The organism is Paractinoplanes abujensis (genome assembly GCF_014204895.1).
Classification (GTDB): Bacteria; Actinomycetota; Actinomycetes; order Mycobacteriales; family Micromonosporaceae; genus Actinoplanes; species Actinoplanes abujensis.
Genome location: NZ_JACHMF010000001.1, coordinates 2,569,173 through 2,593,805, shown reverse-complemented (window position 1 = coordinate 2,593,805; position 24,633 = coordinate 2,569,173). Strand labels below are relative to the sequence as shown.

The following is a 24,633-nucleotide window of genomic DNA, read 5'->3' as shown; positions in this document are numbered from 1 at the left end:
GGAGCGGGGCTGTTTCGCGCCGGCGTTCAGTCGCGTCGCATGCCGAAAAGCTCGCAGTTGACCATCGTGTCGCCCTCGGGGGCGATGCACCGGTCGCCGATCGAGCCGTGCGGGCCGCCGTCCAGCAGGTCGACGGCCGCGTTGGGCGCGCCTTCCCACTCCTCGCCGGCGGTCAGCACGTCGTCGCCCGCCTCGCCGTACACCTTGTCGGCGCCGTCGCCGCCGCCCACCTCGTCGTTCCCGGCACCCCCGCGGATCGTGTCGTTGCCGTTCAGACCCATGATCCGGTTGACGAGGGCGTTGCCGATCAGCACGTCGTCGCCCTTGCCGCCGTTGATGTTCTCCACGTCGGCTCCCAGCGTGTCCCGCTCGCCGGCCTCACCGTCGTCGCCGCTCACCCCGTCCAAGCTGACGTGCAACGGCTTGGTGCGGCCGAGGTAGGCCACGGTGTCCTCGTCGGGACCGCCCAGCATCACGTCGGGCGCCAGATCGGCCCCGCCGTCGAGGTGGTCCCGGCCGGGACCGCCCTCGATCCGGTCGCTGCCCGAGCCGGACTGCAGGGTGTCGTTGCCCGGCCCGCCGGACAGCTGGTCGTTGTTCGCCCCGCCGAGCAGGAAGTCGTCCCCGTTGCCGCCGTAGACCCGGTCGTGGCCGAGGCCCGGGTCGAAGCTGGTGGGCCAGTTGACCGAGTCGTTGCCGTCGCCGCCGGAGATCGCATCGTCGCCGCTGCCGCCGAAGAGTTTGTCGTCGCCGCCCAGGCCCCAGATGGCGTCGTTGCCGGAGCCGGCCGCGCCCAGCACGTCACCCATGATGTAGTCGGCGGCCGAGCCACCGGTGATGCGGTCGCTGCCGGGCCCGCCGTTCGCCGTCAGCGGCACGTTCGTGTCGTTGACGACCGTGTCGTTCCCGTCGTACGTGAACACGCGCACCTGGCCCGGCGTGCCCGTCGTGGTGCAGCGCACCTTCGTCGAGTCGCCCTTCACCGCCGCGCACCCCTTGCCCGCACGCACCGCGACCCGGTCGTCGATCGTGATCGTGCGGCCCGACCGGGTGATCACGACGTTGTTGACCACCTTGGACGCGGCCGCGTACTGCACCACGGTGCTCGACGTGACCGAGGCCAGCCCGGCCGTCGCCGCCTCGGCCGGCAGCGCGAACCACCCGGCCGCGCCGACCGCCACCACCGTCAGTCCCACACCCGGGATCCAGGCCCGTTTCATCGCTTCCGCCTCCCCCATGAGAACCGGAGCGCGATCGGCCCCGGCACGACGCGTCTGATGATAGAGGGACCGGGGTGTCAGGCCTCCTTGCTCGGCGCTGCTTGCCAGGAGGACCCGTCGAGGCCGCCCGGGATCGGAGCGGCCGGGTCGTAGGGGTGCCGGGTGAAGACGAAGGTGCCCACGTCGAGATGGGTGACCACGCCCTGCGGGTCGCGCTGCACCGTCAGGCGCTCGCCGGCGAAGTAGCCGTTCAGGCCGACCCACGCGCCGTCCCCCGCTGGGCGGAAACGAGCGCCGCGACCGCCGCCGCTCGTCAGCGGGCCCAGATCGAGGCCGCCGTCGGCGGTGGGCCGCAGGACGTGCGGGGCCGGACCCCAGTACCAGGGGCCGGCCAGATCCAGCACTGCCGGATCGACCTCGGCCAGGGGTGTCCAGGGGGCGGGGATGCGGGGCTCGCGCTCGGCCACGACGTCGAGCAGGTCGGCCGTCACCGTGCCGGCGGGCAGGCCCGCGGTCGTGTTGGCCAGCAGCACGGCGCCGAGTCCGTCGTCGGGGCTGACCCAGACCGTGGCGACGAAGCCGGGCACCGAACCGGTGTGACCCGACAGCAGCCGATCGCCCCGGCGCAGCAGCTGGGTGCCCAGACCGTACGAGGAATGCCAGACCGTGGCCTCGGGGGCCGAGGACGGGAAGCGCAACAGCGCACGCGACTCCGCGCCCAGCACGCGCTCGTCGCCGTCGAGCAGGAACACGGCGAACCGGCACAGGTCGTCGGCTGTGGACCACAGCTCGCCGGCCGGGCCCATCGGGCCGTAGTCCTGAACCGGCTCGGGCAGCAGCACGTCGGCCCACGGGTGCACGGCATAGCCCGACGCGTGCGGCGCCGACGGCCGCACACCCGTGCGGGTCATGCCCAGTGGCTCCAGGATTTCGCGCGCCAGCACCGCGGTCCACTCCTCGCCCCGTAGCCGCTCGACGAGAGCGCCGAGAACAGCGAAGCCCGGATTGGAGTAGTGGAAGCGGTCGCCGGGCGTGAAAACTCGAGGATCGTCCGGCAACACGTCGGCCGGCGAAGGGCGCAGCGAGCCGGGCGACCGTTCCCACCACGGGCCGGGCGGTTCGGCGGCGAGACCGGCGGTGTGGGCCAGCAGGGCGCCGATCGTGGCGTCACCGATGGCCGTGCCGGGCAGGTGCTCGTCGAGCCGGTCGGTGAGGGCGAGCCGGCCCTCGTCGCGCAGGCGCAGCACCAGCACGGTCACGAACGTCTTGGTGATCGAGCCGATCCGGTATTGCACGTCGCCGCCGGGGGTGACGCCGTCGACATCGCCCCAGCCCTCGACCCAGACGGGTCCGCCGTCGCGCACCACGGCGGCCACGACCGACGGCGCCCGCGCCGACACTTGGGCGGTGGCCAAGCGGTGGCGCAGGGCGCGGGCGGTCTCGGGCAGCAGATCCGGGCGGTTCGATGGCATGCGGCGAACTTACAAGGCCGCCCCGACACTTTCCGGCCCCTGTGGACAACTCGCCAGCGCGACGGCGATCCGGTCGAGCAACGGCGTGACTGACGGTGACAGCTGGTTGTTGACGATCGCGGAGAAGACCAGCGGACGGTGATCGGGGCCGGTCACATATCCGGACAGCGCCGAGGCGCCGGTGAGCGTGCCGGTCTTGGCGTGCACGTTGCCGGCGGCGGGCGTGCCGCGCATGCGCTCGCGGAGGGTGCCCCCGGCGAGCGGGCCGGGGCGGCCGGCCACGGGCAGGGCGTCGTACCAGAGCGGGAACCAGGGCTCGGACCGGACCGCCAGCAGGAATCGGGCGATCACGGCGGGCGGCACGAGGTTGCGCCGGGACAGGCCGGAACCGTCGACCAGTCGCATCGTGTCCGTGGCGACTCCCCGCCGGGCCAGGTAGGCGGCGACCGCGTTGGTGCCCGCAGGCCACGTGCCGGATCCGGCGGCCTGTGCTCCGATCGCCTTGACCAGCTGCTCCGCCATGGCGTTGTTGGACCGTTTGAGCAGCGGTTTCATCAGCTCCCGGAGCGGGCGTCCGGTGTGCCGTGCGAGCACCGGCGCCTGGGCCGGGGTGGCCTTCCCCGTCACGGTCCGGCCCTTGACCCGTACGCCGTGACGGGCCAGCGCCGTACGGAAGACGTCAGCCACCAGGGCGGCCGGGTCCCACACGGTGACCGCTGCGGTTACCGGCGGGGCGCCCCTCACGACCCGGCCGGTGACGGTGAGCACGTTCGTGCCGTGGCCACGCGTCACTTCGATGCCTGGCGCGTTGCCGGCCGTAGTCGTCCGGTTGACGACCCTCAGTAGCCGGCTCGGCGGGCTGACCGTGAGACGAGCCGGCTGGTTGTCCACAGACGCCGGAACGGCCTTGACGGCCACCGTTCCGGCCAGATAGTTGTCGTCCGGCGCGAGCGTGAGCGCCGAGATCGGGGCCGCACCGGGGTCCTTCTCGTCGTCCCACGCCCATTCCAGCCCGAGCCGTTGCGCGTCGAAGGAGGTGTCGTCGGCCACCAGGTCGCCGGTGATCTCGCGGAGCCCGGTCGCGGCCACGTCCCGGGCCAGCGTGTCGAGGTCGCCGGGGGAGAGCACCGGGTCGCCGCTGCCGCGCAGGTAGACGTCACCGGTGACGGAGCTGCCGCGCCGTACGCCGGAAGCCCTGGCCTCCGTCACGAACCGATGCCCGGGGCCGAGGACGTCCAGGGCCGCGGCCGAGGTGAACAGCTTCGCGTTGGACGCGGGCAGCAGGCGGCGCGTGCCTCGGCGGTCGACCAGCGTCGTGCCGGTCCGCGCGTCGGCCACCACGACACCGGCTTGCGAACCGGCGAGCACCGGGTCGGCCAGGACGTCATCAATTGTCTTCGCGATGCAGGTCGGCTCCCGGGGCAGATCGGGTGCGGCGAGAACGGGCGCGGGTGGCGTGAGGGCGGGCTGCGCCACCAGGGAGAGCGCCGCCGTGAGCGTGGCGGTGGCTCGTACGCGGATCATGCCTTGATCAACGAGCGGGAACCCGATCCGTGGCTCGGGACGTCTGCGTACGCGAACCGCCTTTCGCGCGACTTTCGGGCCCGGCGGCGAGTATCGACGGTAACGACGACGGAGGTTTCTCTTGCGAGCACTCCCCGCCCTGGTCGCGGTGCTGGCCCTGGCCGCCTGCGGCACCACCGCCGACCCGGCCGAACCCGGCCCGGCCCCCGCACCCCCGAGCGCCGCGGCGGAAGGCGGCCCGGACACGATCGCCACCGGCATCGACGTGCCGTGGGGTCTGGCCTTCCTCCCCGGCGGCGACGCCCTGATCGCCGAGCGTGACAGCGGGCGCATCCTGCGTGTCGCCGCGGGCGGCGGGCCACCCGAGCCCGTGTACGAGGTCCCGGGTGTCGCCGCCGGCGGTGAGGGCGGCCTGCTCGGCCTCGCGACCAGCGACGACTGGGTCTACGCGTACTTCACGGCGGCCGGTGACAACCGGATCGTCCGCTTCCGGCTGGAGGGCAGCGCCCAGCCCGAGGTGATCTTCGACGGAATCGCCAAGGCGGGCAACCACAACGGCGGCCGCATCGCGTTCGGCCCGGACGACATGCTCTACGTCGGCACCGGCGACGCGGGCGACACCAGCAGTTCGCAGAACGCCGACAGCCCCAACGGCAAGATCCTGCGGCTGACCCCGGAGGGCGAACCGGCGCCGGGCAACCCGACGGCCGGCTCCCCGGTCTACAGCCTCGGCCATCGCAACGTACAGGGTCTGGCCTGGGACAGTCGGGATCGGCTGTTCGCGACCGAGTTCGGGCAGAACGACGTCGACGAGGTCAACCTCATCGAGCCGGGCAAGAACTACGGCTGGCCCGACGTCGAGGGCGAGGGCGACACCGCGGGCGGCCGCTACACGAACCCGCTGGTCACCTGGCCGACCAGCGAGGCCTCCCCGTCGGGCCTGGCCATCGCGGGGAGCACGCTCTACGCGGCCGGGCTGCGCGGCGAGCGGCTGTGGACGATCCCGATCGAGGGCGCCGGCCTGGGCGAGCCGCGCGCGATCCTCGACGGCGAGCACGGCCGGCTCCGTACGGTCGAGGTCGCCCCGGACGGCTCGCTCTGGGTGACCACGTCGAACACGGACGGCCGGGGTGACGAGCGCGACGGCGACGACCGCATCCTGCGTCTCACGCCCGGGCAAAACGGAGCGTGACCGCCCATAAAGGGTGGGGGGCCGGGTTCGCGCCCGGCCCCCGCACCTCAGAGCCGCGCCGCCGCCTTGCGACCCAGTGACCGGCTCACCGACTCGTCAGGGTTGGGCTCGCTGAAGATCTCGGTCAGCACCTCGCCTTCACGCACGAGCACGATCTGCGTCACGAAGTCGTCGCCGTAGCGGAAGACCACCAGCAGCGACTCGTCACCGGCGAAGTTCCGGCCCGCGATGCGCACGGACTGCCCGGCCGGTGTCTCGCAGTTCGACACCCTTTCCCGTACGCCGTCCAAGTACGCACCGGCCCCGCCATCGGTGAACCGGGTCGTCTCCTGCAGGACGTACACGTCCGGTCCCTTGCGCAGCGCTCGTTCCCGCCCGGCGATCGCGTCCGGCTTCGATCCGGCCGGGCAGCCCAGCGCCGCCGCGTTGAACTCGAAACCCCAGTCGCCGTCCCCGCTGCCGTCGGCGGGCAGATAACCGGGGCCGACATCCGCAGGCTGCAGCATCATCGCCGGCGTGAGGTCGGCCGCCGGTGTCTCCTCAGGAGACGGCCGGGACGTCGAGGGAGGCGGCGCCGGGGACGTGGCCGACGCGGCCGGTGAGGGCTGCGGCGGACTGTCGTCCCAGCCGAGGGCGACCCCACCCGAGACCAGCCCGATCGCGACGACGGCGCCCACCACCCCGGCCCGCACAGTGCTGCGGCGGCGAGCCCGGCGGCGCACGTCCTCGACCGCTTCCCACGGGGTGTGCTCGGTCTCGGCGTACAGGGAATTGAAGGTGCGATCAGGCATGGTCGTACTCCTCGTCCAGCAGCCCGGCCAGCGCCCGCCGGCCACGCGCGAGCCGGGTCTTGACCGTGTTGACGGGAACGCCGGTCTGCGCCGCGACCTCGGCGACGGGCAAGTCCAGCAGGTGGTGCAGGATGATCGCTTGCCGTTCGCCCACGGTGAGCTGCTTGAGCGCCGTGATCAGGGCGACCGAGTCGGCGTGCGGCGGCGGCGCGTCGGCCGTGGGCCCGTGCCGTACGTACGCCCGGAGCCGGTTCTTCGCCTTGCGCCAATGATTCGCGCACAACCGGAACGCCACTGTGCGCAGCCACGCCTCGGGGTCGTCGTATCCGGACACCGTCGTCCATCGCTGCCACGCCCGGACGTACGCCTCCTGCGCCGCGTCCTGGGCCTCGGCGCGGTCGCCGGTCATCGCGTACAGGTAGGTCACGAGCCGATGGCGGGTGCCCGTGTAGAAATCCTCGAAGCCGCCGTGATCGGCCACCCCGCCCCCTTCCGGTGTCGTCATCGAGCAACACCCGCGGGCGGGCCGCCAGGTTTCACGAAATCTTGTCGATCAGTGCCGCCAGGGCGATGTCGGCCGCGCTCGTGAGCACCAGATCGGCCCGCCCGAACCGGTCGGCCGCGACGAACGCGTTCGGGACGGCCACGCAGCGCAGTCCGGCGGCCCGGGCTGCGGCGACGCCGTGCGGGGTGTCCTCGAACGCGAGCGCCCGGTCCGCTCCGAGGCCCAGGCGTTGCAGCGCCAGCAGGTAGACAGCCGGATCGGGCTTGTGCCCGGCCACCTCGTTGCCGCATGCCGTGACCTCGATCCGGCTCAGCAGCCCGGCCCGGGCGAGGTGGCCGTGCACCCATTGCTCGTCCGAACTGCTGGCTACCGCGAGCCGCAGCTCCAACTCCGCCGCCTGGTCGAACCAGTCGCGGATCCCCGGCGCCGGCGGCAGTGTCTCGTGCAGGCGCTGCCGGTACGCATTGCGTCGCTCATGGCTGGCCTGGCGGTCGTAGCCGGCGCCGACCGCCGCGGCCAGGGCCTCGTAGCGCTCCGGGACCGGCCCGCCGTGCGCCGCGAAGAAGCCCTCCGCGGGCAGCTCGAGCCCGTGCTGCCGCCACTCCCAGCGCCAGCTTTCGAGCAGTGTCGATTCGGTGTCCATGATCAGGCCGTCGAAGTCGAAGATCAGCGCATCGAGAGTCACCGGTCGATTATCGGCCTTGCCCGGACGGGGTCGGATGATCGGAGGAGGCGTACGGGCAGGCCGATCCGGTAGCGTTCCGCCGTCAACGGCTTGAACGGGGGAACTCATGGCGTTCGGGAAAGTCCGCGTCCGCGGCGCGATCATCGCAACGACGGCGGCCGCTCTGCTCGGCTCCGGAATGATCTACTTCGCCGCGCAGTCCTCGGCGGAGACCACCACGGGCGCGGCGCCGGTCCGGGCGCTGTTCACCCCGGCGCCCACGGTCGGGAAGGCGGTCACCTTCACCGTCACCGGCCAGGTGGGCGGGACGGCCCTCGTCGAGTGGTCCGAGGTCGAGGCCACTCCGGGCGCCACGTTCACCGGCTACACGGTGTGGTTCCAGGGCCACTACCTGCCGGCCAAGCCGATTCCGGGCCAGACCCCCGTGCCGTCGCCCACCCCGACGCCGGGACCGCCGAAGCCCGACGCGTTGCAGAGCCTGCCGATCACCGCCCGGTCGGCCACGTTCACCGGCCTCGACCCCGACCGTGAGTATTCGGTGTTCGTCGTGGCGCAGGGCCCGCAGGGGCAGACCCCGGCCGCGCCGGCCGCTCTGCACGTGCCGAACACGGGGTGGAACTCGGCGCCGGTGACGGTGGTGTACGGCTCCGCGGTGACCCTCAGCGGCACCACGCCGCGCGCCGGCGAGACCGTCGCGATCGAGCGCCGCGCCTCCGGCACCGCGGCCTGGACCAAGGTCGGGTCGGTCCGCAGCGACGCGAACCTTCGCTGGGGCCTGGCCACCAAGCCGGCCGAGACGACCGCCTACCGGGTGACGTACGCGGGTTCGCAGAACTATTGGGGCGCGACGATGACCAAGACGGTCACCGTGCGCTACCTGGTTTCGGTCAAGGTGAGCACCACCAAGCCGAAGCCGAACCAGAAGGTCACGATCAGCGGCGCCGTCCGCCCGATCAAGGCCGGCGTCAAGGTCAGCCTGCAGCGCAAGTCCGGCGCCACCTGGGTCACGATCGCCGGCAGCACCGTCAAGCCCGACGGCTCGTACGCGATCGGGAAGACCTTCGCCAAGGGCACCTGGCCCTTGCGCGTCATCGCCACCGGCGGCACGACTCTGGCCTACGGCACGAGCGGCCAGGTCACCCTCAGCGTCCGGTAAACCGGAGGCGCCCCGGATCTGGGCTCGCTACTTTAGGCGGGCCAAGATCTCGGGAGGAGTGACTGCTGTGGAGAAGATCAACGAGCGACTGGTGAACTGGGCCAGCCTGCTGGAAGCGGAGACGAAGGGACAGGCCGAGAAAGCCTCCCGTCTGCCCTTCATCTTCCCGCACATCGCCCTCATGCCGGACGCGCATCTGGGCAAGGGCGCAACGGTCGGTTCGGTCATTCCGACGCTCGGCGCGATCATCCCGGCCGCGGTCGGGGTCGACATCGGCTGCGGGATGGCCGCGGTGCGCACGCAGTACCACCGGGACGAGCTCAACCCGAACCTGGCCGACCTGCGCACGGCGATCGAGAACGCCGTGCCGCTCAGCGCAGGTTCGTACAACACGAGCGTGAGCGACACTGCACGTACGCGCATCGAAATGCTCAAGACCAAGGCGGAGAAGGCCGGTTTCGAGCCGGGCCGTTACGCCGGCAACTGGGAGCTGCAGCTGGGGACGCTCGGCTCGGGCAACCACTTCATCGAGGTCACCGCGGACGAGAACGGCCAGGTCTGGCTCTTCCTGCACTCGGGGTCGCGCGGCGTCGGCAACAAGATCGCCACGCATCACATCAAGGTGGCGCAGGAGTCGGCGAAGCGCTGGTGGATCGACCTGCCGGACCCGGACCTGGCCTACCTGGCCGAGGGCACCGACGAGTTCTGGGAGTACATCCGCCAGCTGCGCTGGGCTCAGGACTTCGCGCTGGCCAACCGGGACGAGATGATGGATCGCGTCGTGGACTGTTTCGCGCAGTTCGTGGACAGTGAAGTGCGCGAACTCGAGCGGGTGCAGTGCCACCACAACTACACGGAGCAGGAGACGCACTTCGGCAAGAAGGTGTGGCTTTCGCGCAAGGGTGCGATCAACGCCGAGAAGGGCCGGCCGGGCCTGATCCCGGGGTCGATGGGCGACGCCTCGTACGTGGTGGTCGGCAAGGGCAACCCGGTCGCGCTGAACTCGTCGCCGCACGGCGCGGGCCGGCAGCTGTCGCGGTCCAAGGCACGCAAGACGTTCACCCGTGAGCAGCTGCGGGAGGCGATGAAGGGCATCGAGTTCCGGGACACGGACGCGTTCCTGGACGAGATCCCGGGCGCCTACAAGCCGATCGACGTGGTCATGCAGGACGCGGACGACCTGGTCGAGGTGCGCCACACGCTGCGTCAGATCGTCAATGTGAAGGGCGACTGACCCGGCGGTCTCCCGGTTCTGCGACAGGTCATCGTCGTGTCCCGGCTCCGCGACAGGTCACCGTTGTCTCCCGGTTCTGCGGCGGCTCAGCGCAGGGCCGGGAAGACGGTGCCCGCGATCAGGGCGCCGACGAGCGTTCCGGCCACAACTTGCGCGAAGGTGTGCGCCGCCAGCACCAGCCGGGACCAGCCGACGAGCGGCACCAGCGGCACGGCGAGCAACGCGATCGGCCCGTAGACGGCGACCAGCACCGCCGCGGTCCCGGCGGCCACCCCGGAGTGGATCGACATCTTCCAGTACGCCGTCACGGCGCCGAACACGACCAGGCCGGTGATGCCCGCCGCGAGCAGGGCCAGCAGCTCGCGCGGCGCGCCCAGGGCGACCAGGGCGGCGGTGCCGATCGCGACCGACACCGCGCCGAAGACGAGCGGTCCGCGGCGGTGCTCGCGCTCGGGGATGTGATGGTTGGTCAGGCGGCCCCGGCGCACACCGCGGAACACGTACGCCATGGGGATGCCGGCGGCGAACACCGCGGCCGGCGCACCCCACCACCGGGAGACGCCCGGCTCGCCGCCCGCGTGAAAGCCGACGATCAGCAACAGCACGGCGACGAGCACTCCCGGCGCGAGCACCTCGGTGATCACGCGGGCGACCCGGATGCTCAATTTTGGTCCTGTGCCTTCCGGTAGGACGCCGGCGGCAGGCCGACCATGCTGGTGAAGTCGCGGGTCAGGTGGGCCTGGTCGCTGTAGCCGAGTTCGGCCGCGAGCGCGCCCAGGTCGACGGACGTGCCGGCCTGGATGCGGTCGGACGCCTCGTGCAGACGTGCGCGCCGGATAACCCACTTGGGGCTGACCCCGACGTACTCGGCGAACAGCCGCTGCAGGTGGCGCACGCTTACCGCGAATTCGCGGGCCAGGTCGTCCACGCGCGTGATGCCGGTGTCCTCGGCTGCCCGCGCGACCACGGCGGCGGTCAGCTCGGCGGCGGGCGATGGCTGCCCGGGCGCGCGCGCCGACAGGAAGGCGTCCATTTCCCGTACGGCATCCCGATCGTCGGCGCCCAGGATGCGCGCGGCCAGGTCGTCGCCGAACACCGTCGCGACCGGCACGTAGCGGCCGGTGATCGTGGCGACGGGAGCGCTCAGGAACGGCCGGAACCCGCCGGGCCGGAACCGCACGCCGAAGACCCGGCCCGCGCCCTCGAGCACCTCGTGGAACGGTCCGGTGATGACGCCGGCGACGCGGCAGCGGCCGGGCTTGAAGGTGACGTTGACCGCCGGGTAGGGCAGGACCCGCTGCTCGTACGGCTCCTGGCCGCGCAGGTCCCACGAGACGATCCAATAGTGCTCGACGTACGGGCTCAGCCCGGGGGCGGCGGCCGGCGCGCGGAAATCGAACTTCCGCCGGCCCCGGCCCGGGTTGAGGATCGCCGGCACGCCGGGAAGCCTAACAAGTCGCGTTTCTTCAAGAGCGCAGGTGACGGACGTTCCTAGGCTCCTGCGCATGAAACTACACGACATCATGGTCCGGGCCCTCACGACGTCGGCGGCGGTCGTCCGCGACGTCACACCCGAGCAGGCGGGCCTGTCCACGCCGTGCCACGAGTGGGACGTCCGGGCGCTCACGCATCATCTGCTGCTCGTGGTGGAGGCCCTCGAGATGGCCGGTCATGGTGAGCCGATCGCGGATGAGCATTGGGTGTCCCCGTCGGCGCGTTCGTTCGACGTGGGCGCCGCCGACGCGTGGCAGGGGCCCGAGCCCTGGCAGCGGCCGGTGCGCATGGGCGGTACGCCGATGCCGGCCGACATGGCCGTCGCGATGCTGGTCAGCGACGTGGCGATCCACGGGTGGGATCTTGCGCGGGCCACCGGCCAGGAGTATCGCGTGGACGACGGCGTGGCCGCGACGACGCTGCGGTTCGTCACGACGATGGGTGAGCAGGGCCGCGCGATGGGCATCTTCGCGCAACCGGTGACCGTTCCGGGCGACGTCTCGACGTTCGATCGTGCGCTCGCGTTGAGCGGTCGTAACCCCTTTCACTGATCGCGCGCTTCGCATGGCAGCATTGCGTGCTTATGAACGTCGTGGAGCTCGAGGACGTCACCTTCCGCCGTGAGGGCAAACAGATTCTGCACGGCATCAGCCTTGAAGTGCGCGAAGGTGAGCACTGGGCGTTGCTCGGCGCGAACGGGGCCGGCAAGAGCACGATCCTCGGGTTCTGCGGCGCGCTGACCCACCCGAGCTCGGGCGCGGTCAGCGTGCTGGGCCGCCGGCTCGGGCGCGTCGACCTGCAGGAACTACGCCGGGCGATCGGCCACGTCAACCCGCGGCACCCGTTGCGTTCGCCGTTGACCGTACGGGAGGTCGTGCTGACCGGTCTGCACGGTTCGATTGAGACGCCGCCGCGCCGCAAGGCCGAGCCCGAGGAGGTCGATCGGGCCGACGAGCTGATCGAGACGTTCGGGCTGACCCGCCGGGCCGAGGAGCGGTGGCCGACGTTGTCGCAAGGTGAACGCGGCCGGGTGCTCATCGCGCGCGCCCTGATCAGCCGCCCCCGCCTGCTGCTGCTCGACGAGCCGTCCACGGGGCTCGACATCGCCGCCCGCGAGCAACTGCTGGAGACGATCGACCTGCTCGACCGCACACATCCCCGGCTCGCTTCGATCGTGGTGACGCATCACCTGGAGGAACTGCCGGCCAGCACCACGCACGCGTTGCTGCTCAAGGAGGGTCGCGTGGTCGTGGCCGGACCCGCCACCGAAGTGCTCACCACCGCGCACGTCTCGGACGCCTTCGACCATCCGATCCGGGTGACGTTCGCCGACGGCCGCTGGGGTGCCAGGGCGGTCGCCCGCTCCGCGCGGTAGGTTGGCCCTCCGTGGCTGATCCTCTGCGCACTACCGACCCGCCGTTCGTCGGCCCTTACCGGCTGCTGTCGCGGCTCGGCGAGGGCGGCATGGGCTCGGTCTTCCTGGCTGAGGCGCCCGGCGGCCGGCTCGTCGCCGTCAAGGTGATCCGCGCCGAGTACGCGCACGAGGAACACTTTCGCGCACGTTTCCGCAGCGAGGTCAGCCGGGCCCGGCAGGTGCCGCCGTTCTGCACGGCCGAGGTGCTCGACGCCGACCCCGACCACGCGACGCCCTACCTGGTCGTCGAATACGTGGACGGGCCGACCTTGAGCGAGGTCGTCGCCGAGAACGGCCCGCTGACCGGCGGCAGCCTGCACGGCGTGGCCGTCGGGGTGGCCACGGCGCTGGCCGCGATCCACGGCGCCGGTGTGATCCACCGCGATCTCAAACCGCGCAACGTGCTGTTCGCCCTGGGCCAGCCCAAAGTGATCGACTTCGGCATCGCGCGGCCGCTCGAACCGACCAGCTTCCACACGCGTGCCGAGGAGGTCGTCGGCACGCTGGCCTACATGGCCCCCGAGCGCCTCGACCCCGACACGGACTGGCAGCTCACGCCGGCCGTCGACGTGTTCGCCTGGGGCGCGGTCGTGGCGTACGCGGGCAACGGCCGCACCCCGTTCGGCGGCGACACCCCCGCGGTCACCGCCGCCCGCATCCTGACCCAGCCACCCCGCGTCGAGAACCTGCCGCCGTACCTGGCCGAAATGGTCGACGCGGCGCTCGACAAGCAACCCGGGAACCGGCCCACCGCGGCCGAATTGCTCGACCGGCTGCTGGTCACGGGCGCGCCGAGCGGGCCGCCGCTGCCCGCCCCGCTGCAACGTTCGGCCGAGGCGGCCGCCCAGCAATCGGGTCGTTTCGCCACCACGTCGTCGCGGCGCCGCCGCCCCCGCCGGTCCGTCCTCCTGGCCGCGGCGGGTGCGACCGTGCTGGCCGCCCTGGCCGGCGTCGGGTTCCGGACCCTGTCACCGGCCGCAGCCCCGGCGCCCGCTCCCGCCTTGTCCTCGGCGGCACCGCCGGTCGTCCCGGGGCCGAGCATCTTCGACCCGCTGCGCAAGGAATCGATCTTTCAGAAGACCGGCTCCTGCACGTACCGCAACGGCCTGCGCGTGGAGGCGGCCAAGGCCTCGATGTGCGCGCCTTACACCGACACCGTGTTCCCGTCCAGCCAGAGCATCGCCGTCAAGGCCACGCTCGGTAACGCGCAATCCTGCGCGGCCATCTCGTTTCGCGCCGAGAACAAGGAGAACGACGAGGACGCCGACGGCTACCGGGCCGCGGTGTGCCCCGGCGTGGTGCGGCTGGCCAGCGTGATCGACGGTCTCGAGACGGTCATCGCCACCGCCCGGGTCGCGACCACGACCGGCACGGCGCACGACCTGCGGCTGGTCGCCGACGATCAGCAGGCCACGCTGACCGTCGACGGCAAGCAGGCCGTACGGGGTCCGCTCACCGAGTCGTCCCTGACCGGCGGCCGCGTGCTGCTCGGGGCCGTGTCGGCCGGCGCCGGACGAGCGGTCGTCACGTTCACCGATGCGCAGTTGCGCTCGGGCGACGCCACCGGCGTGCCGGCCTTCATGACCGGTGACGCGCAGCTCACGGCCGGGATGCACATGCTCTACGACCGGGGCCGGGTAGCGATCCTGGAGCCCGCCGAGTACGTGACCGGCACCGAGTACTGCGAGCGGTTCGCCCTGCCGCCGACGTCGCCGCAATGCGCCAAGAAGCTCGTGCCGGTGAACAGCGGAACCCGGGTCAGCCTGCCGATCGCCGCCGAGCCCCGCTACCTCGACTACCGCCACGACCCGGCCCAGTGCCTGGATCCGAAGACACATGCGGGCACGTGCGCGGTGTCTTTCGACACCTACGTGACGGTGTCGTCGGAGATCTCCCCGCGCCCGTCGCTGGTGACCATCCGGAACGGCCAGGTGGCCACGGTGGCCCGAGTCGACCTCGAGTGACCAGGCCGATCTCCGTCCCCGCTGTCGCGGCGCGCGCTATGTCGTTTGCGCCCGGAGTGCCGTACGGGAAGGCTCTCGGGCATGGAACCACCCGAGATGATCAATGCTGGTGAGCTCGTGCTCAAACGCTGGGAGCCGGCCTGGGCCCCCGAGGCCCTGGTCGCGATCAAGGAATCGCTGCCCGAGTTGCGCGAGTTCCTGCCCTGGGCCACCGAGGCCTACAACCTCGACGACGCGGTCGACTACATTACGCGGTCGCAGGAGGGCTGGGCTGAGGGCGATCAGTTCAACTACGCGATCTTCACCAGCGTGGGGGAGCTGGTCGGCTCGATCGGGCTGATGACCCGGATGGGGCCGGGTGTGCTCGAGATCGGCTATTGGATGCGTACGCCGTACGCGGGACGGGGTTTCATGACGGCGGCCGTGGACGCGCTGACCCGGGTGGCGCTGACCCTGCCCGGGATCGACCGGGTGGCCATCAAGCACGACGAGGCCAACCGGGCGTCCGCGGCCGTCGCCGTCAAGGCCGGGTTCACCGAGGTGAGCCGCGCGCCGCGGGAGGTCGAGGCGCCGGGGGAGAGCGGAACCACGATCGTCCGGGAAAGGCAACATTGACGTACACCACTCGATCGAAATAACTTACGGGGAACCTCCGGAAGTTACGGGAGCGAATTCACCGACGTTCCTCGAAGGAGTTCCACGTGAAGAGAGCAACTCGTGCCGTGGTGGCCGTCCTCGCCGCCACGGCAACTCTCGGTTTTGTCGTACAACCGGTCCAGGCCGGCGCCAAGGACCGGACGCTGCGATCGGTAACCCCGCGAGACTTGCGGATCGGCACCGCGGTCGCCGGCGGCGGTCACCACGTCGACCAGCCCTACCCGGACCCGTTCCCCAACGACCGGCCCTATCGGCGGGTGCTGGCCAAGGAGTTCAACTCCGTCTCGCCCGAGAACCAGATGAAGTGGGAGTTCATCCACCCGGAACGCACCAAGTACAACTTCGGGCCGGCCGACGCGATCGTGCGCTTCGCGCGCGCGAACGGGCAGGTCGTGCGGGGCCACACGCTGTTGTGGCACAGCCAGAACCCCACCTGGCTCTCCGAGGGCACGTTCACCAAGGCCGAGCTGCGGCAGATCCTCAAGAGCCACATCTTCACCGTGGTCGGCCGCTACCGGGGCCAGATCCAGCAGTGGGACGTGGCGAACGAGATCTTCAACGAGAACGGCGAGTACCGCCAGGAGAACATCTGGATCCGTGAGCTCGGCCCGGGCATCGTCGCGGACGCCTTCCGCTGGGCTCACCAGGCCGACCCCCGGGCGCAGCTGTTCCTCAACGACTACGGCGTCGAATGGCCGGGCGTGAAGGTCGACGCCTACGAGACGCTGGCCAAGCAGCTTCTCGCCGCGCGGGTGCCCCTGCACGGCTTCGCCTCGCAGGCCCACCTCAGCATGCGCTACGGCGCCCCCGACCAGCTCGCGGGCGTGCTCCAGCGCTTCGACGACCTCGGCCTCAAGACCGCGATCACCGAGCTCGACGTGCGCATGGACCTGCCCGAGGGCGGCGTGCCCACCGCCGAGCAGCTGGCCACCCAGGCCTCGTACTACAAGACCGTGCTGGATGCCTGCCTGGCGGTCGACGACTGCAACTCGTTCACGATCTGGGGCTTCACCGACAAGTACTCCTGGGTGCCGGTCTTCTTCCCGGCCGAGGGCGCCGCGACGGTGATGTGGGACGACTTCACGAAGAAGCCGGCCTACTACACGCTCCGCGACACGCTGGCCCGCGCCCGCCGCTGACCCGCTCGCTCGCCCGGGCCCCCGTCTGCCGGCCCCGGGCGAGCACCGGGCGTCACTTCGCCTCGAGCACCTCGCGCAGCTTGGCCGCGAAGTTGTCCGGGTCGCCCATCTGACCGAACTCCCCGCCCAGGAAGCCGCCGTGGTGGCTGGGGAACGTCACCGGCTCGACCCCGAGGCCGGCGGCCACACCTTCGCCGGCGCGGTGGGCGAGTTCGTCCTTCGACTCCTCGCCCACACCGACCACGATGCGCGTCGCCGCGGCGCGCAGCTTCGCGAAGTCGGGCTCGTAGTGCGTACAGGAGATGAGGTTCTGACTCAGGAGGATGTCGTCGCGGGAGCCGTCGTCCTGCGACGACATGCCGAAATCCTCGGGGCTGGGACCGGGCTGGTCGATCCACCCGGCCGGGATCTCGCCCTTGACGCTCGTGCTGAGGATGAACTTGACCATGGCCGGGCCCGCGCCCGACTTCTGGTAGAGGTCGTAGATGCCCTGAACGGCGGCCAGCGCATTCTCCCGATCGGGCAGCACCGGCAGGGCCGGCGGTTCGTGCGCGACCAGCGTGCGTACCTGCTCGGGATGCGCCGTGACCAGGGCGAGCCCGTTGACGGCGCCGCCGCTGCTGGCGAACACGTCGACCGGGCCATCGCCGACGGTGTCGATGAGGCGGCTCAGGTCGTCGGCGTGCTGCTCGGGTGTCGACGTGGTCTGACCGCCGGTGAGCTTGCTGCGGGAGATGCCGCGCGGGTCGTAGGTGACCACCTTGCGGTCGGGGAAATGGCTCGCCAGCGTGGCGAAGCCGCCGGCGTCCATCGGCGAGCCGATCAGCAGCAGGGTGGGGCCGTCGCCGGGCCGCACATCGTAAGTGATCTCGGCGCCGTCGGTGCTCAGGGTGTGCGTCTCAGCAGTCACTTCAAAGCCTCTCGTATCGTGTGGTGCCGGTAGGACCTGCCGTGCCGCCCGAACTCATCGGTGCCGCCGGAAGAAATTCTGACCCGCTCGGGCGAGGCGCGGAACGTCCTTCGGTACGGGTCGGTGGCAGTACCTGAGCATCAGCCGAAAGTTGGAGTCGGCCGGGTACGTTTCCGGCCCAGAGCCGATGCGAGAATCCCCCCGGCTCCGGGATTCTCTTACCGGAACCGACCACGGGAGGGTCACGATGACAATCGAGGACGACAACCGGCCGGCGCGGCAGCGGGTCGCCCTGACCGGCATCAGCTCGCGGGCCTGGGAGCATCCGGCCGACCGGGGCGCGTTGACGGCGCTGCGCGAACTGCGCGGCTTCGACGACGTCGTGCGCGGCCTCTTCGGCATGTGGAACGAGCGGGGGTTCCGCCTGTCGTACCTGGCCGGCGCGATCCGTGTCGACCACCGGCAATACCCGCGCGTGCACGGCCTGTTCGCCGAGGCCGCCGACGTGCTCGACGTCGCCGAGCGCCCGGAGCTGTACGTGAGCCAGCAGCCGATCATCAGCGGCAAGGCGATCGGCATGGACCGGCCGTTCATCGTGATCAGCACGGGTGCGGTCGAGAAACTGGACGACGAGGAGCTGCGGACGCTGCTCGGCCGCGAGATCGGCCACGTCCGCAGCGGCCACGCCGTCTACCAGACGATCATGACGATCCTGACCCGCTGGGTCACGAACATCAGCTGGGTGCCGGTGGGCGTGATCGCGATGCGGGCCATCATCGCGGCGATGTACGAGTGGTGGCGCAAGGCCGAGCTGTCGGCCGACCGGGCGGGCCTGCTTGCCGCGCAGGACCCGGCGGCCTCGCTGCGCCTGTTCATGAAGATGGCCGGTGGTGGCGACCTGTCGCAGATCGACACCGCGGCGTTCCTGGAGCAGGCCGCGGAGTACGAGGGCGGCGGCGACATCCGCGACAGCATCCACAAGATCGGCATGACTGCGTTCAGCGACCAGCCGGTGCCGGTGGCGCGCGCCGCCGAGCTGCAGAAATGGGTCGACTCGGGGGACTACGCCCGCATCCTGGGCGGTGACTACCCGCGCCGCGACGACGACCGTGACGCCTCGGTGACCGCCGACATCAAGGAGGCGGCGGCCAGCTACCGCGACACGCTGCGCGACACGCCTGACCCCCTGGTCACCTTCGCCCGCCGCGCTGCGGGCGGGGCGGCCGACCTGGTGGGATCGGCCGCGCGAGGGGCCCGCGACTGGGCTCGGGGCCGGGGCGACAGCAACGGCTCCTGATCGTGCGGGGGCGGCGCGGGTATCGAGGCCGCGCTGCCCCCGTCAACGCGCGTCGTGTTCGGCCATCACGTCCTGCCGGCTGGGCTCCTCGCGCAGGATCGCCGCGTTGAGCCACTCCTCGGGCACGGCGAAGGCGTCGACCAGCGTCGCCATGTGCGGGCGCAGCTGGCGGAGCAGGTCGTTGACCATGCCGGTGACCGCTTTGGAACGGGCCGGGGTGAGCCGCTGGTGCTCCAGATACCAGCCCTTGTGCGTCTCGATCGTGCTCAACGCGTACAAGTCGCACACCTTGGACAGCAGCGCCTTGACCTCGTCGTCGGCCGTACGGTCGATGCCGGCCACGAACGCCTCGAGCACGATCCGGTCGATGTGGGCGCGCGCCACTTCGAGCACGTGATCCTGCACGTCGTTGAAGATGTCGAACTGCCGATCCTTCTTCTGGGCCGCGCCGTTGCGCAGCCGCCGCACGGCGCCCTCAAGCAGATGCTTCTCGCGATCCTCGAAGAGGGCCAGGTGCCAGCCGCGGTGGGTCAGGGCGACCTCCTCGTCCCGGCCCGGCACCGCGTCGATCAGTCTCTGGATCAGACCGCGGGCCGCCGTCCGTTCGAGCACCATCGACCGCACCTGGTCGGCGACGAACGTGGCCCGGCCCCACCCGTCGAGCGAGCCGAACGCGTCGCGATAACCGGTGAGCAGGCCCTTGGCCACGAGCTGCAGCAGCACGGTGTTGTCACCCTCGAACGTGGTGAACACGTCGGTGTCCGCCTTGAGGCCGGGCAGCCTGTTCTCGGCCAGATAGCCGGCGCCGCCGCAGGCCTCGCGGGCGGCCTGGATCGCGCGGGTGGCGTGCCAGGTCTGGGCCGCCTTGAGGCCCGCCGCGCGTGACTCCAGCTCGCGCTGCCGGTGCTCGTCGACCGGGCCGTCGGCCGTCTGCACCTCGTGCAGCGCGTTGACCAGCTCGTCCTGGGCGAAATGCAAGGCGTACGCGGTGGCCAGGTTCGTCGTGAGGATGCGCTGGTGAGCCAAATAGTCGTTGAGGGTGATCTCGCGCTGCTCACCCGGCGCGCCGAACTGGCGACGGGATTCCCCATACCGTACGGCGATGGTGAGCGCGCTCTTGGCGGCGTTCGCGGCCGAACCGCCGACCACCACCCGCCCGCGCACCAGTGTGCCGAGCATGGTGAAGAAGCGGCGGACGTCGTTGTCGATCGAGCTCGTGTACGAGCCGTCGGGGGCGACCTGGCCGTAACGGTCGAGCAGCATCTCGCGCGGGACGGAGACGTGGTCGAACGAGAGGCGCCCGTTGTCGACGCCGAGCAGGCCGGCCTTGTGCCCGTCGTCGCCGATGGTCACGCCCGGCATCGGGTTGCCGTCCTCGTCACGGACGGGAACCAGCCAGGCGTGCACGCCGTAGCGCTTGCCGCCGGTGACGAGCTGCGCGAACACGACCGCCAGGCGGCCGTCGCGGGCGGCGTTGCCGATGTAGTCCTTGCGGGCTGCCTCGTGCGGGGTGTGCAGGTCGAACGTCTGCGTCGCGGGGTCGTACGTGGCGGTGGTGCGCAGTTGCTGCACGTCGGAGCCGTGGCCGGTCTCCGTCATCGCGAAACAGCCCAGCAGGTCGGCCGAGATGATGTCCCGCAGGTAGAGGTCGTGGTGATACTTCGTGCCCAGCGCGGTGACGGCGCCGCCGAACAGACCCCACTGCACGCCGGCCTTGACCATCAGCGACAGGTCGATCTGCGCGAGCATCTCGGCCGCGACCACCGAGCCGCCGGGGTCGGCCCGGCCCCCGTACTCGATCGGGAAGCCCGCCGCCACGCCCGGGTCGGACGGCAACTGACGCAACAGCCGGGTGACGCGCTCGCGCGCCTCGTCGATCGTCTCGCCGTACACGGTGACGAACTTGTCACCGGCCAGTTCGGTGCGCGCGGCCTTACGGACGTGCGCCCACCTGCCGTCGAGGACGTCCCGGAGTCGTTCGCTGAGCATGTCGCCTCCACCACTTGTTACTGGTGAGTAGCAACATTACCCCGGCTCCGGTGCGAACCAGCGGTGAAGCACGCCACGTCCCTTCAAGCCGCCAGGACCCAGCGCGACCCGTACAGATCCTCGACGACCTCGCGCGCCCAGCGCATGCGAGGAGCGGCCGACTCGGGATGGTCGCCGTACTCACCGGCGACGTCGGCCGCGCACCCGCGGACACCGCCACGCGTGCGCACAGCGTGACGGATCGCCTGCTCGACGGCGACGTAGGACGGCCTGCTGCCGGTAGGCAAATGGCTTGTGAACAGCGCTTCGGCGCGAGCAACGGTCAACATCGGGGCGGTGGTGGTCATGGGGATCTTCTCCTTCGGCTGACACTCTCCGTCGACAAGACCGGCGGCCCGTTGAGAACTCATCGCCAAGTTAGCCCGGCGGTACGACAATTTCTGCTGCGCGGCCGCGTCGTTAGCGCGCAGTCATGAGGTCGTCACACGAGTCAGCCGTAGGTCGGGTGCTGGGGCCAGCCCGCGGGGGAGTCCTCCCAGTCCTCCTGCCGCCCGTACGCGCTCAGGTCCTTCACGTTGTTCGAGAACAGCAGCCGGTCGACGCCGCGCCGAGTGGTGCTGTACGCCCGGAAGACGTCATCGCCGTCACGCAGGAACATGCTGAACAGAAACCCGCCCTCGGCCGGCGGGGTCATTCGTAGGCGAGGTGCAGCATCATGCCTGCGTCGGCATGGGGCAGGTTGTGGCAGTGATTGGCCCACATGCCCGGGTTGTCCGCCTCGAACGCCACCTCCCACACCTCGCCCGGGCGGACGTCGAACGAATCCAGCCAGAGCGGGCTTCCGGTTGCGGCCTGTCCGTTGCGCGCAAGGACGAGCACATGGTGGCCGTGCAAATGCCACGGATGGACGACCAGTGAGCGGTTGACGATCGTGAACTTCACGATGTCGCCGCGCCGGACGAACTGCACGGGGATGTCCGGGTCGGCCGCTCCGTTGACCGTGTGCGCATAACGTGGCAGCAAACCGCGCAAGTCCACGCCACGGTCGAGCACGAGCGTGAACGACCGATCGAACTGCGACCAAGAAGTGCGCGAGGGTGTGCCGTACGTGAGCGGATCGAACACCGGCCAGCGGTCGGTTGCGGCTGGTTGCGTCGCGGCCGACCGCGTTGCGTCCGGTTGTGCTTCCGCCGACCGCGTTGCGCCCGGGTGTGCATCCGCCGATCGTGCATCAGCCGGGAGTGTTGCGGACGGCGGCATCCCGGACACGGTCGTTTCAGCCGACCAGAGCCGGCGGCCATCGACAGAAAGCGCGGCCGCCGCTGTCGTGACCACGTCGTAGCGGCCACCGGCCGGGATGGACAGCGCCTCCCCGGCGAGCGGTGGCGGATCGCGCAAGTCCATCCCGTCGATCGCCGCGACGCGGAACGGGGCGCCCGTTACGGCGTACCGGTGGGTGATGCTGTCGGTGTTGATCAGGCGCAGCCGCACCGGGGCTCCGGGCCCGGCGGCGGTGACGAATGCAGCGGGCAGGTCATGCCCCGACAACCTGTGCACAGGGACGACCACGTCGACACCGGTCGCGGCGCGGGGACGGACGACGAGCACCCCGTACAGTCCCATCCGGACGCCCACGTCGGACGCCGAATGCGTGTGATACCAATACGTTCCCGCCTGGTCGGCGCGGAACCGGTACACGAACTGCTGCCCCGGCAGCACCGCGGCCTGTGTCACGTCCGGCACGCCGTCCTGGTCGTTCGGCACGTCATAGCCGTGCCAGTGCAACGTCACGCCTCGATCGATGTCGCGATTCCGCAATGTCACCTCGATGATGTCACCCACTGTGGCTGCGATCTCCGGGCCGGGCACCTGACCGTTGAACGCCCACGCCCGCACCTTCCGGCCGCCGGCGTCGACGGTCGTCCGCCCGGCCTCGAACGTGAACCGTTTCGTCGGCTCGCCCACCGCCGGCCCGGCCACCGGCACATGCCGATGCGGCGAGACCGGGGTGGCGCCGGCCGAGGCGGCCAGCCCGGTCCCGGCCACGAGCGCCGCGACCGCGACCGCGCCGGCCGTCCGCGACGCCCTCGGTGAAGACCGCGCTCCGAGAACACGCCACGTCACGGCTGTCGCCGCAGCGATGCCCGACACCGCGAACAACGCCACCCCGGCTGACACCGGATACCCGTGCAGGACAGTGACGAGCACCGCGGCTGTGGCTGCGTAACCCGCGAACATTAGCGCGACGGATTCTGCCCGCCTACGAAGCAGGGCGGCGACAGCGACGGCCATCCCGGCCGCGAGCAGCGGCCCGGCTATCAGCACTTTCTCGGCTCCGAACCACCACCCGGCGCGAACGAGCGCGACGATCGTCAGCGCGCGACCGGTAGTGGCCGTAAGGGCGAGAGCCGCCGATCCGAGCGCGATCGGACGGCGCCCGGCCGCCGCCGCCGCTCCGGCACCGAGCCATCCCGCGGCGATCAGCACCGCGACGACCAGATCGGCGGCCAGCAGCGAACCCGTCGTCATGCGACGTCCACCGGCGAGGCGACACCCGGACCCGGTGCAACGGCCGTCGGAGGTTGCGCGTGTCTGCTCGCTCCGCGCACGACGGCCACAACGATGTGCACCGCGATGATGCCGTTCACTGCGTGCAGACCGCCGATGATCAGGCCGGTGACCGTGCTGCCGCCCGACTCGTCGGTGAACGCGTTCGCCAGCGTGGCCAGCAACGCCTGCAGAACGGTCAGTCCGAGCGGCAGGATGCTCATTGCGATCAGCCGGCCGGTTGCCTTGGCCAGGAAAGCGAACAACGTCGTCAATAACGTGAGCACCGGGATGACCGCCATGCCGGTGAGGCTGTGCAGGGCGTACGAGGAATCGTCCCGGGGATCGGTGAAGGCGCCGACGGCAGCGAAGACGAACTGCAGGGCGAAGACGATCAGCAGGACGGTACTGGCGACGACGAAGGCCTTGCGCATGATGCGGTCCTAACGGTGAGCCGGGTCGAGGGCCCGGGCGACGTGGGCGGTGGCGGTGACCGCGCCGAAGGCGACCAGCCGGACGAGATCGGCGTCATCCGGGTGGGTGAGCTGCCACAAGCCGACGTCGCCCCGGCTGATCGCGTGCGGGGCGAAGGCGGCCAGCAGGGCGATGCGGGTGCCGACACGGTCTTTGGCGGGCAGTTCGCGTACCAGATCGGCGGCCCAGTCGGCGGGCCGTTGCGGATGCCGGCCGTCCTCCCAGCGCGCGGTGGCCACGACCGTCTCGCGGGCCGCCGTGCCCAGCAGGGCACCGCCGTCCACGGCGAAGTCGACGAGGGCCGCGTACGCCTTTCCGACCGGACTGCCGGCGGCCCACGCGGGTGGGGCCGAGGTCGCGGTGGGCAGGAGGGCCAGGCTGCGGCCGGGTTCCTTGGGGTCGCGGGCGTTGCGGGCGATGAGTCGTCCACCGGCCGCCCGCACCGCGGGGAGGCGCTGGAGCCCGCCGGGCAGCAGATCCGGGGTGAGCAGCGCCGACACGACCCGGTTGAGGAAATGGAACGCCAGCAGAGTGCCGGTCAGCTGAGGACCGTACGGGCTGCTCCAGGTTCTTGCCCGCGGCGTCCGGCTGGCCGTGGCCCAGGCGGCGAGCTCGGCGTGCCGCAGGCCGGGTGGTGGGTCGCCCCGGGCGATGATCTCGGCCAGGTCGCGCGCGCCGAGACTGTGCAACAACGTCACATGAGCGTCCACACAGAACCGGCAGCGGTTGGCGCGCGACACGACGGCCGCGACCAGCTCGCGGTCGACCCGATCGACGGGCGGATCGGCGTCGGCCAGCAGCGATTCGCGCATGAACGACCATGTCGCGGCCATCAGCCCGGGCACCGCGGCGAGGGCCTGGAATGCGGGCAGCGGACCGATGAAGTCCTCGCGGAGCTGGCGGTTGACCTCGGCGGCGAGGCCGGTGGGCCGGGGCGGGGCGGCGAAGAAGCGATAAGTCATGGTCCGA

The 24,633-nt window shown here is 71.1% G+C and carries 24 protein-coding genes; 9 read left to right on the top strand and 15 right to left on the bottom strand.

Features of this window, described 5'->3' with window-relative positions:
- Positions 1–26 precede the first annotated feature (26 nt).
- The 3 genes from BKA14_RS11540 to dacB form a co-directional block, all read right to left on the bottom strand.
- Positions 27–1,220 (bottom strand): calcium-binding protein, encoded by a 1,194-nt coding sequence (locus BKA14_RS11540; protein ID WP_184950923.1) that lies wholly within the window; start codon positions 1,218–1,220, stop codon positions 27–29.
- A 77-nt stretch (positions 1,221–1,297) separates the two neighbouring features.
- Positions 1,298–2,692, bottom strand: a complete 1,395-nt coding sequence (locus tag BKA14_RS11535) for a serine hydrolase domain-containing protein (RefSeq protein ID WP_184950922.1) — start codon at positions 2,690–2,692, stop codon at positions 1,298–1,300.
- A 9-nt stretch (positions 2,693–2,701) separates the two neighbouring features.
- Positions 2,702–4,216: a D-alanyl-D-alanine carboxypeptidase/D-alanyl-D-alanine endopeptidase gene (gene dacB, locus BKA14_RS11530; RefSeq protein ID WP_184950921.1), complete on the bottom strand. Its 1,515-nt coding sequence runs from the start codon at positions 4,214–4,216 to the stop codon at positions 2,702–2,704.
- Positions 4,217–4,337: 121 nt separating this feature from the next.
- Here dacB and BKA14_RS11525 point away from each other — a divergent pair, with 121 nt between their 5' ends.
- Positions 4,338–5,408: a PQQ-dependent sugar dehydrogenase gene (locus tag BKA14_RS11525; protein ID WP_184950920.1), complete on the top strand. Its 1,071-nt coding sequence runs from the start codon at positions 4,338–4,340 to the stop codon at positions 5,406–5,408.
- Between the two features lie 47 nt (positions 5,409–5,455).
- Here the strand turns inward: BKA14_RS11525 and BKA14_RS11520 are convergent, their stop codons facing one another.
- The 3 genes from BKA14_RS11520 to BKA14_RS11510 are packed head-to-tail and all read right to left on the bottom strand — an operon-like array spanning position 5,456 to position 7,389.
- Positions 5,456–6,199: a hypothetical protein gene (locus BKA14_RS11520; protein WP_184950919.1), complete on the bottom strand. Its 744-nt coding sequence runs from the start codon at positions 6,197–6,199 to the stop codon at positions 5,456–5,458.
- Complete coding sequence (locus BKA14_RS11515) at positions 6,192–6,680, bottom strand: sigma-70 family RNA polymerase sigma factor (protein WP_184956692.1); 489 nt, start codon at positions 6,678–6,680, stop codon at positions 6,192–6,194. Before BKA14_RS11515 ends, BKA14_RS11520 begins: the two co-directional genes overlap by 8 nt.
- Before the next feature lie 55 nt (positions 6,681–6,735).
- Positions 6,736–7,389: an HAD family hydrolase gene (locus tag BKA14_RS11510; RefSeq protein ID WP_184950918.1), complete on the bottom strand. Its 654-nt coding sequence runs from the start codon at positions 7,387–7,389 to the stop codon at positions 6,736–6,738.
- A 106-nt stretch (positions 7,390–7,495) separates the two neighbouring features.
- Here BKA14_RS11510 and BKA14_RS11505 point away from each other — a divergent pair, with 106 nt between their 5' ends.
- Positions 7,496–8,545 (top strand): fibronectin type III domain-containing protein, encoded by a 1,050-nt coding sequence (locus BKA14_RS11505; protein ID WP_184950917.1) that lies wholly within the window; start codon positions 7,496–7,498, stop codon positions 8,543–8,545.
- A gap of 67 nt (positions 8,546–8,612) precedes the next feature.
- Positions 8,613–9,779, top strand: coding sequence for an RtcB family protein (locus BKA14_RS11500; protein ID WP_184950916.1), 1,167 nt, complete (start codon positions 8,613–8,615; stop codon positions 9,777–9,779).
- A gap of 86 nt (positions 9,780–9,865) precedes the next feature.
- Here the strand turns inward: BKA14_RS11500 and BKA14_RS11495 are convergent, their stop codons facing one another.
- Together BKA14_RS11495 and BKA14_RS11490 are read right to left on the bottom strand one after the other, a co-directional pair.
- The gene (locus BKA14_RS11495) at positions 9,866–10,444 is read right to left on the bottom strand and encodes a phosphatase PAP2 family protein (RefSeq protein ID WP_221477248.1); all 579 of its coding nucleotides are present in this window, start codon (positions 10,442–10,444) and stop codon (positions 9,866–9,868) included.
- Entirely contained in the window at positions 10,441–11,217 is a 777-nt protein-coding gene (locus tag BKA14_RS11490) for an AraC family transcriptional regulator (RefSeq protein ID WP_239092343.1), read from the bottom strand. Before BKA14_RS11490 ends, BKA14_RS11495 begins: the two co-directional genes overlap by 4 nt.
- 67 nt (positions 11,218–11,284) lie before the next feature.
- On the opposite strand from BKA14_RS11490, the gene BKA14_RS11485 reads away from it, so the two are divergent.
- From BKA14_RS11485 to BKA14_RS11465, 5 genes are all read left to right on the top strand, one after another.
- On the top strand, positions 11,285–11,824 hold the full coding sequence (locus tag BKA14_RS11485; RefSeq protein WP_184950914.1) for a TIGR03086 family metal-binding protein: 540 nt from the start codon (positions 11,285–11,287) through the stop codon (positions 11,822–11,824).
- Positions 11,825–11,856: 32 nt separating this feature from the next.
- A complete protein-coding gene (locus tag BKA14_RS11480; RefSeq protein WP_184950913.1) occupies positions 11,857–12,648 on the top strand; it encodes an ABC transporter ATP-binding protein in 792 nt (263 codons plus the stop codon).
- A gap of 11 nt (positions 12,649–12,659) precedes the next feature.
- Positions 12,660–14,651, top strand: coding sequence for a serine/threonine-protein kinase (locus BKA14_RS11475; protein WP_184950912.1), 1,992 nt, complete (start codon positions 12,660–12,662; stop codon positions 14,649–14,651).
- A gap of 81 nt (positions 14,652–14,732) precedes the next feature.
- Positions 14,733–15,266, top strand: a complete 534-nt coding sequence (locus tag BKA14_RS11470; protein WP_184950911.1) for a GNAT family N-acetyltransferase — start codon at positions 14,733–14,735, stop codon at positions 15,264–15,266.
- A gap of 86 nt (positions 15,267–15,352) precedes the next feature.
- Complete coding sequence (locus BKA14_RS11465; RefSeq protein ID WP_184950910.1) at positions 15,353–16,447, top strand: endo-1,4-beta-xylanase; 1,095 nt, start codon at positions 15,353–15,355, stop codon at positions 16,445–16,447.
- Between the two features lie 52 nt (positions 16,448–16,499).
- Here the strand turns inward: BKA14_RS11465 and BKA14_RS11460 are convergent, their stop codons facing one another.
- Positions 16,500–17,357: an alpha/beta fold hydrolase gene (locus tag BKA14_RS11460; protein WP_239092344.1), complete on the bottom strand. Its 858-nt coding sequence runs from the start codon at positions 17,355–17,357 to the stop codon at positions 16,500–16,502.
- A 247-nt stretch (positions 17,358–17,604) separates the two neighbouring features.
- Between BKA14_RS11460 and BKA14_RS11455 the strand changes: the two genes are divergently transcribed.
- Positions 17,605–18,654 carry a M48 family metallopeptidase gene (locus tag BKA14_RS11455; RefSeq protein ID WP_184950909.1) on the top strand — a complete coding sequence of 350 codons (1,050 nt, stop codon included), beginning with the start codon at positions 17,605–17,607 and terminating at the stop codon, positions 18,652–18,654.
- Positions 18,655–18,696: 42 nt separating this feature from the next.
- On the opposite strand, the gene BKA14_RS11450 is transcribed toward BKA14_RS11455, so the two are convergent.
- The 6 genes from BKA14_RS11450 to BKA14_RS11425 all read right to left on the bottom strand — a co-directional run bounded on the left by BKA14_RS11450 (position 18,697) and on the right by BKA14_RS11425 (position 24,626).
- Positions 18,697–20,643 carry an acyl-CoA dehydrogenase family protein gene (locus tag BKA14_RS11450; RefSeq protein ID WP_184950908.1) on the bottom strand — a complete coding sequence of 649 codons (1,947 nt, stop codon included), beginning with the start codon at positions 20,641–20,643 and terminating at the stop codon, positions 18,697–18,699.
- Between the two features lie 83 nt (positions 20,644–20,726).
- Positions 20,727–20,990, bottom strand: a complete 264-nt coding sequence (locus BKA14_RS11445) for a hypothetical protein (protein ID WP_239092345.1) — start codon at positions 20,988–20,990, stop codon at positions 20,727–20,729.
- A 143-nt stretch (positions 20,991–21,133) separates the two neighbouring features.
- Positions 21,134–21,337: a DUF899 family protein gene (locus tag BKA14_RS11440; protein ID WP_184950907.1), complete on the bottom strand. Its 204-nt coding sequence runs from the start codon at positions 21,335–21,337 to the stop codon at positions 21,134–21,136.
- Positions 21,334–23,172, bottom strand: a complete 1,839-nt coding sequence (locus tag BKA14_RS11435) for a multicopper oxidase family protein (protein WP_184950906.1) — start codon at positions 23,170–23,172, stop codon at positions 21,334–21,336. Before BKA14_RS11435 ends, BKA14_RS11440 begins: the two co-directional genes overlap by 4 nt.
- Entirely contained in the window at positions 23,169–23,624 is a 456-nt protein-coding gene (locus BKA14_RS11430) for a DUF6220 domain-containing protein (RefSeq protein WP_221477247.1), read from the bottom strand. The genes BKA14_RS11435 and BKA14_RS11430 overlap by 4 nt, the downstream gene beginning before the upstream one ends.
- Before the next feature lie 9 nt (positions 23,625–23,633).
- On the bottom strand, positions 23,634–24,626 hold the full coding sequence (locus tag BKA14_RS11425; RefSeq protein WP_184950905.1) for a carboxymuconolactone decarboxylase family protein: 993 nt from the start codon (positions 24,624–24,626) through the stop codon (positions 23,634–23,636).
- Positions 24,627–24,633 lie beyond the last annotated feature (7 nt).

Coding starts and splice junctions, on each gene's coding strand:
- BKA14_RS11535 (WP_184950922.1), bottom strand. CDS start 2,692: ATGCCATCGAACCGCCCGGATCTGCTGCCCGAGACCGCCCGCGCCCTG.
- dacB (WP_184950921.1), bottom strand. CDS start 4,216: ATGATCCGCGTACGAGCCACCGCCACGCTCACGGCGGCGCTCTCCCTG.
- BKA14_RS11455 (WP_184950909.1), top strand. CDS start 17,605: ATGACAATCGAGGACGACAACCGGCCGGCGCGGCAGCGGGTCGCCCTG.
- BKA14_RS11445 (WP_239092345.1), bottom strand. CDS start 20,990: ATGACCACCACCGCCCCGATGTTGACCGTTGCTCGCGCCGAAGCGCTG.
- BKA14_RS11540 (WP_184950923.1), bottom strand. CDS start 1,220: ATGAAACGGGCCTGGATCCCGGGTGTGGGACTGACGGTGGTGGCGGTC.
- BKA14_RS11485 (WP_184950914.1), top strand. CDS start 11,285: ATGAAACTACACGACATCATGGTCCGGGCCCTCACGACGTCGGCGGCG.
- BKA14_RS11450 (WP_184950908.1), bottom strand. CDS start 20,643: ATGCTCAGCGAACGACTCCGGGACGTCCTCGACGGCAGGTGGGCGCAC.
- BKA14_RS11435 (WP_184950906.1), bottom strand. CDS start 23,172: ATGACGACGGGTTCGCTGCTGGCCGCCGATCTGGTCGTCGCGGTGCTG.
- BKA14_RS11440 (WP_184950907.1), bottom strand. CDS start 21,337: ATGACCCCGCCGGCCGAGGGCGGGTTTCTGTTCAGCATGTTCCTGCGT.
- BKA14_RS11480 (WP_184950913.1), top strand. CDS start 11,857: ATGAACGTCGTGGAGCTCGAGGACGTCACCTTCCGCCGTGAGGGCAAA.
- BKA14_RS11425 (WP_184950905.1), bottom strand. CDS start 24,626: ATGACTTATCGCTTCTTCGCCGCCCCGCCCCGGCCCACCGGCCTCGCC.
- BKA14_RS11430 (WP_221477247.1), bottom strand. CDS start 23,624: ATGCGCAAGGCCTTCGTCGTCGCCAGTACCGTCCTGCTGATCGTCTTC.
- BKA14_RS11505 (WP_184950917.1), top strand. CDS start 7,496: ATGGCGTTCGGGAAAGTCCGCGTCCGCGGCGCGATCATCGCAACGACG.
- BKA14_RS11520 (WP_184950919.1), bottom strand. CDS start 6,199: ATGCCTGATCGCACCTTCAATTCCCTGTACGCCGAGACCGAGCACACC.
- BKA14_RS11470 (WP_184950911.1), top strand. CDS start 14,733: ATGGAACCACCCGAGATGATCAATGCTGGTGAGCTCGTGCTCAAACGC.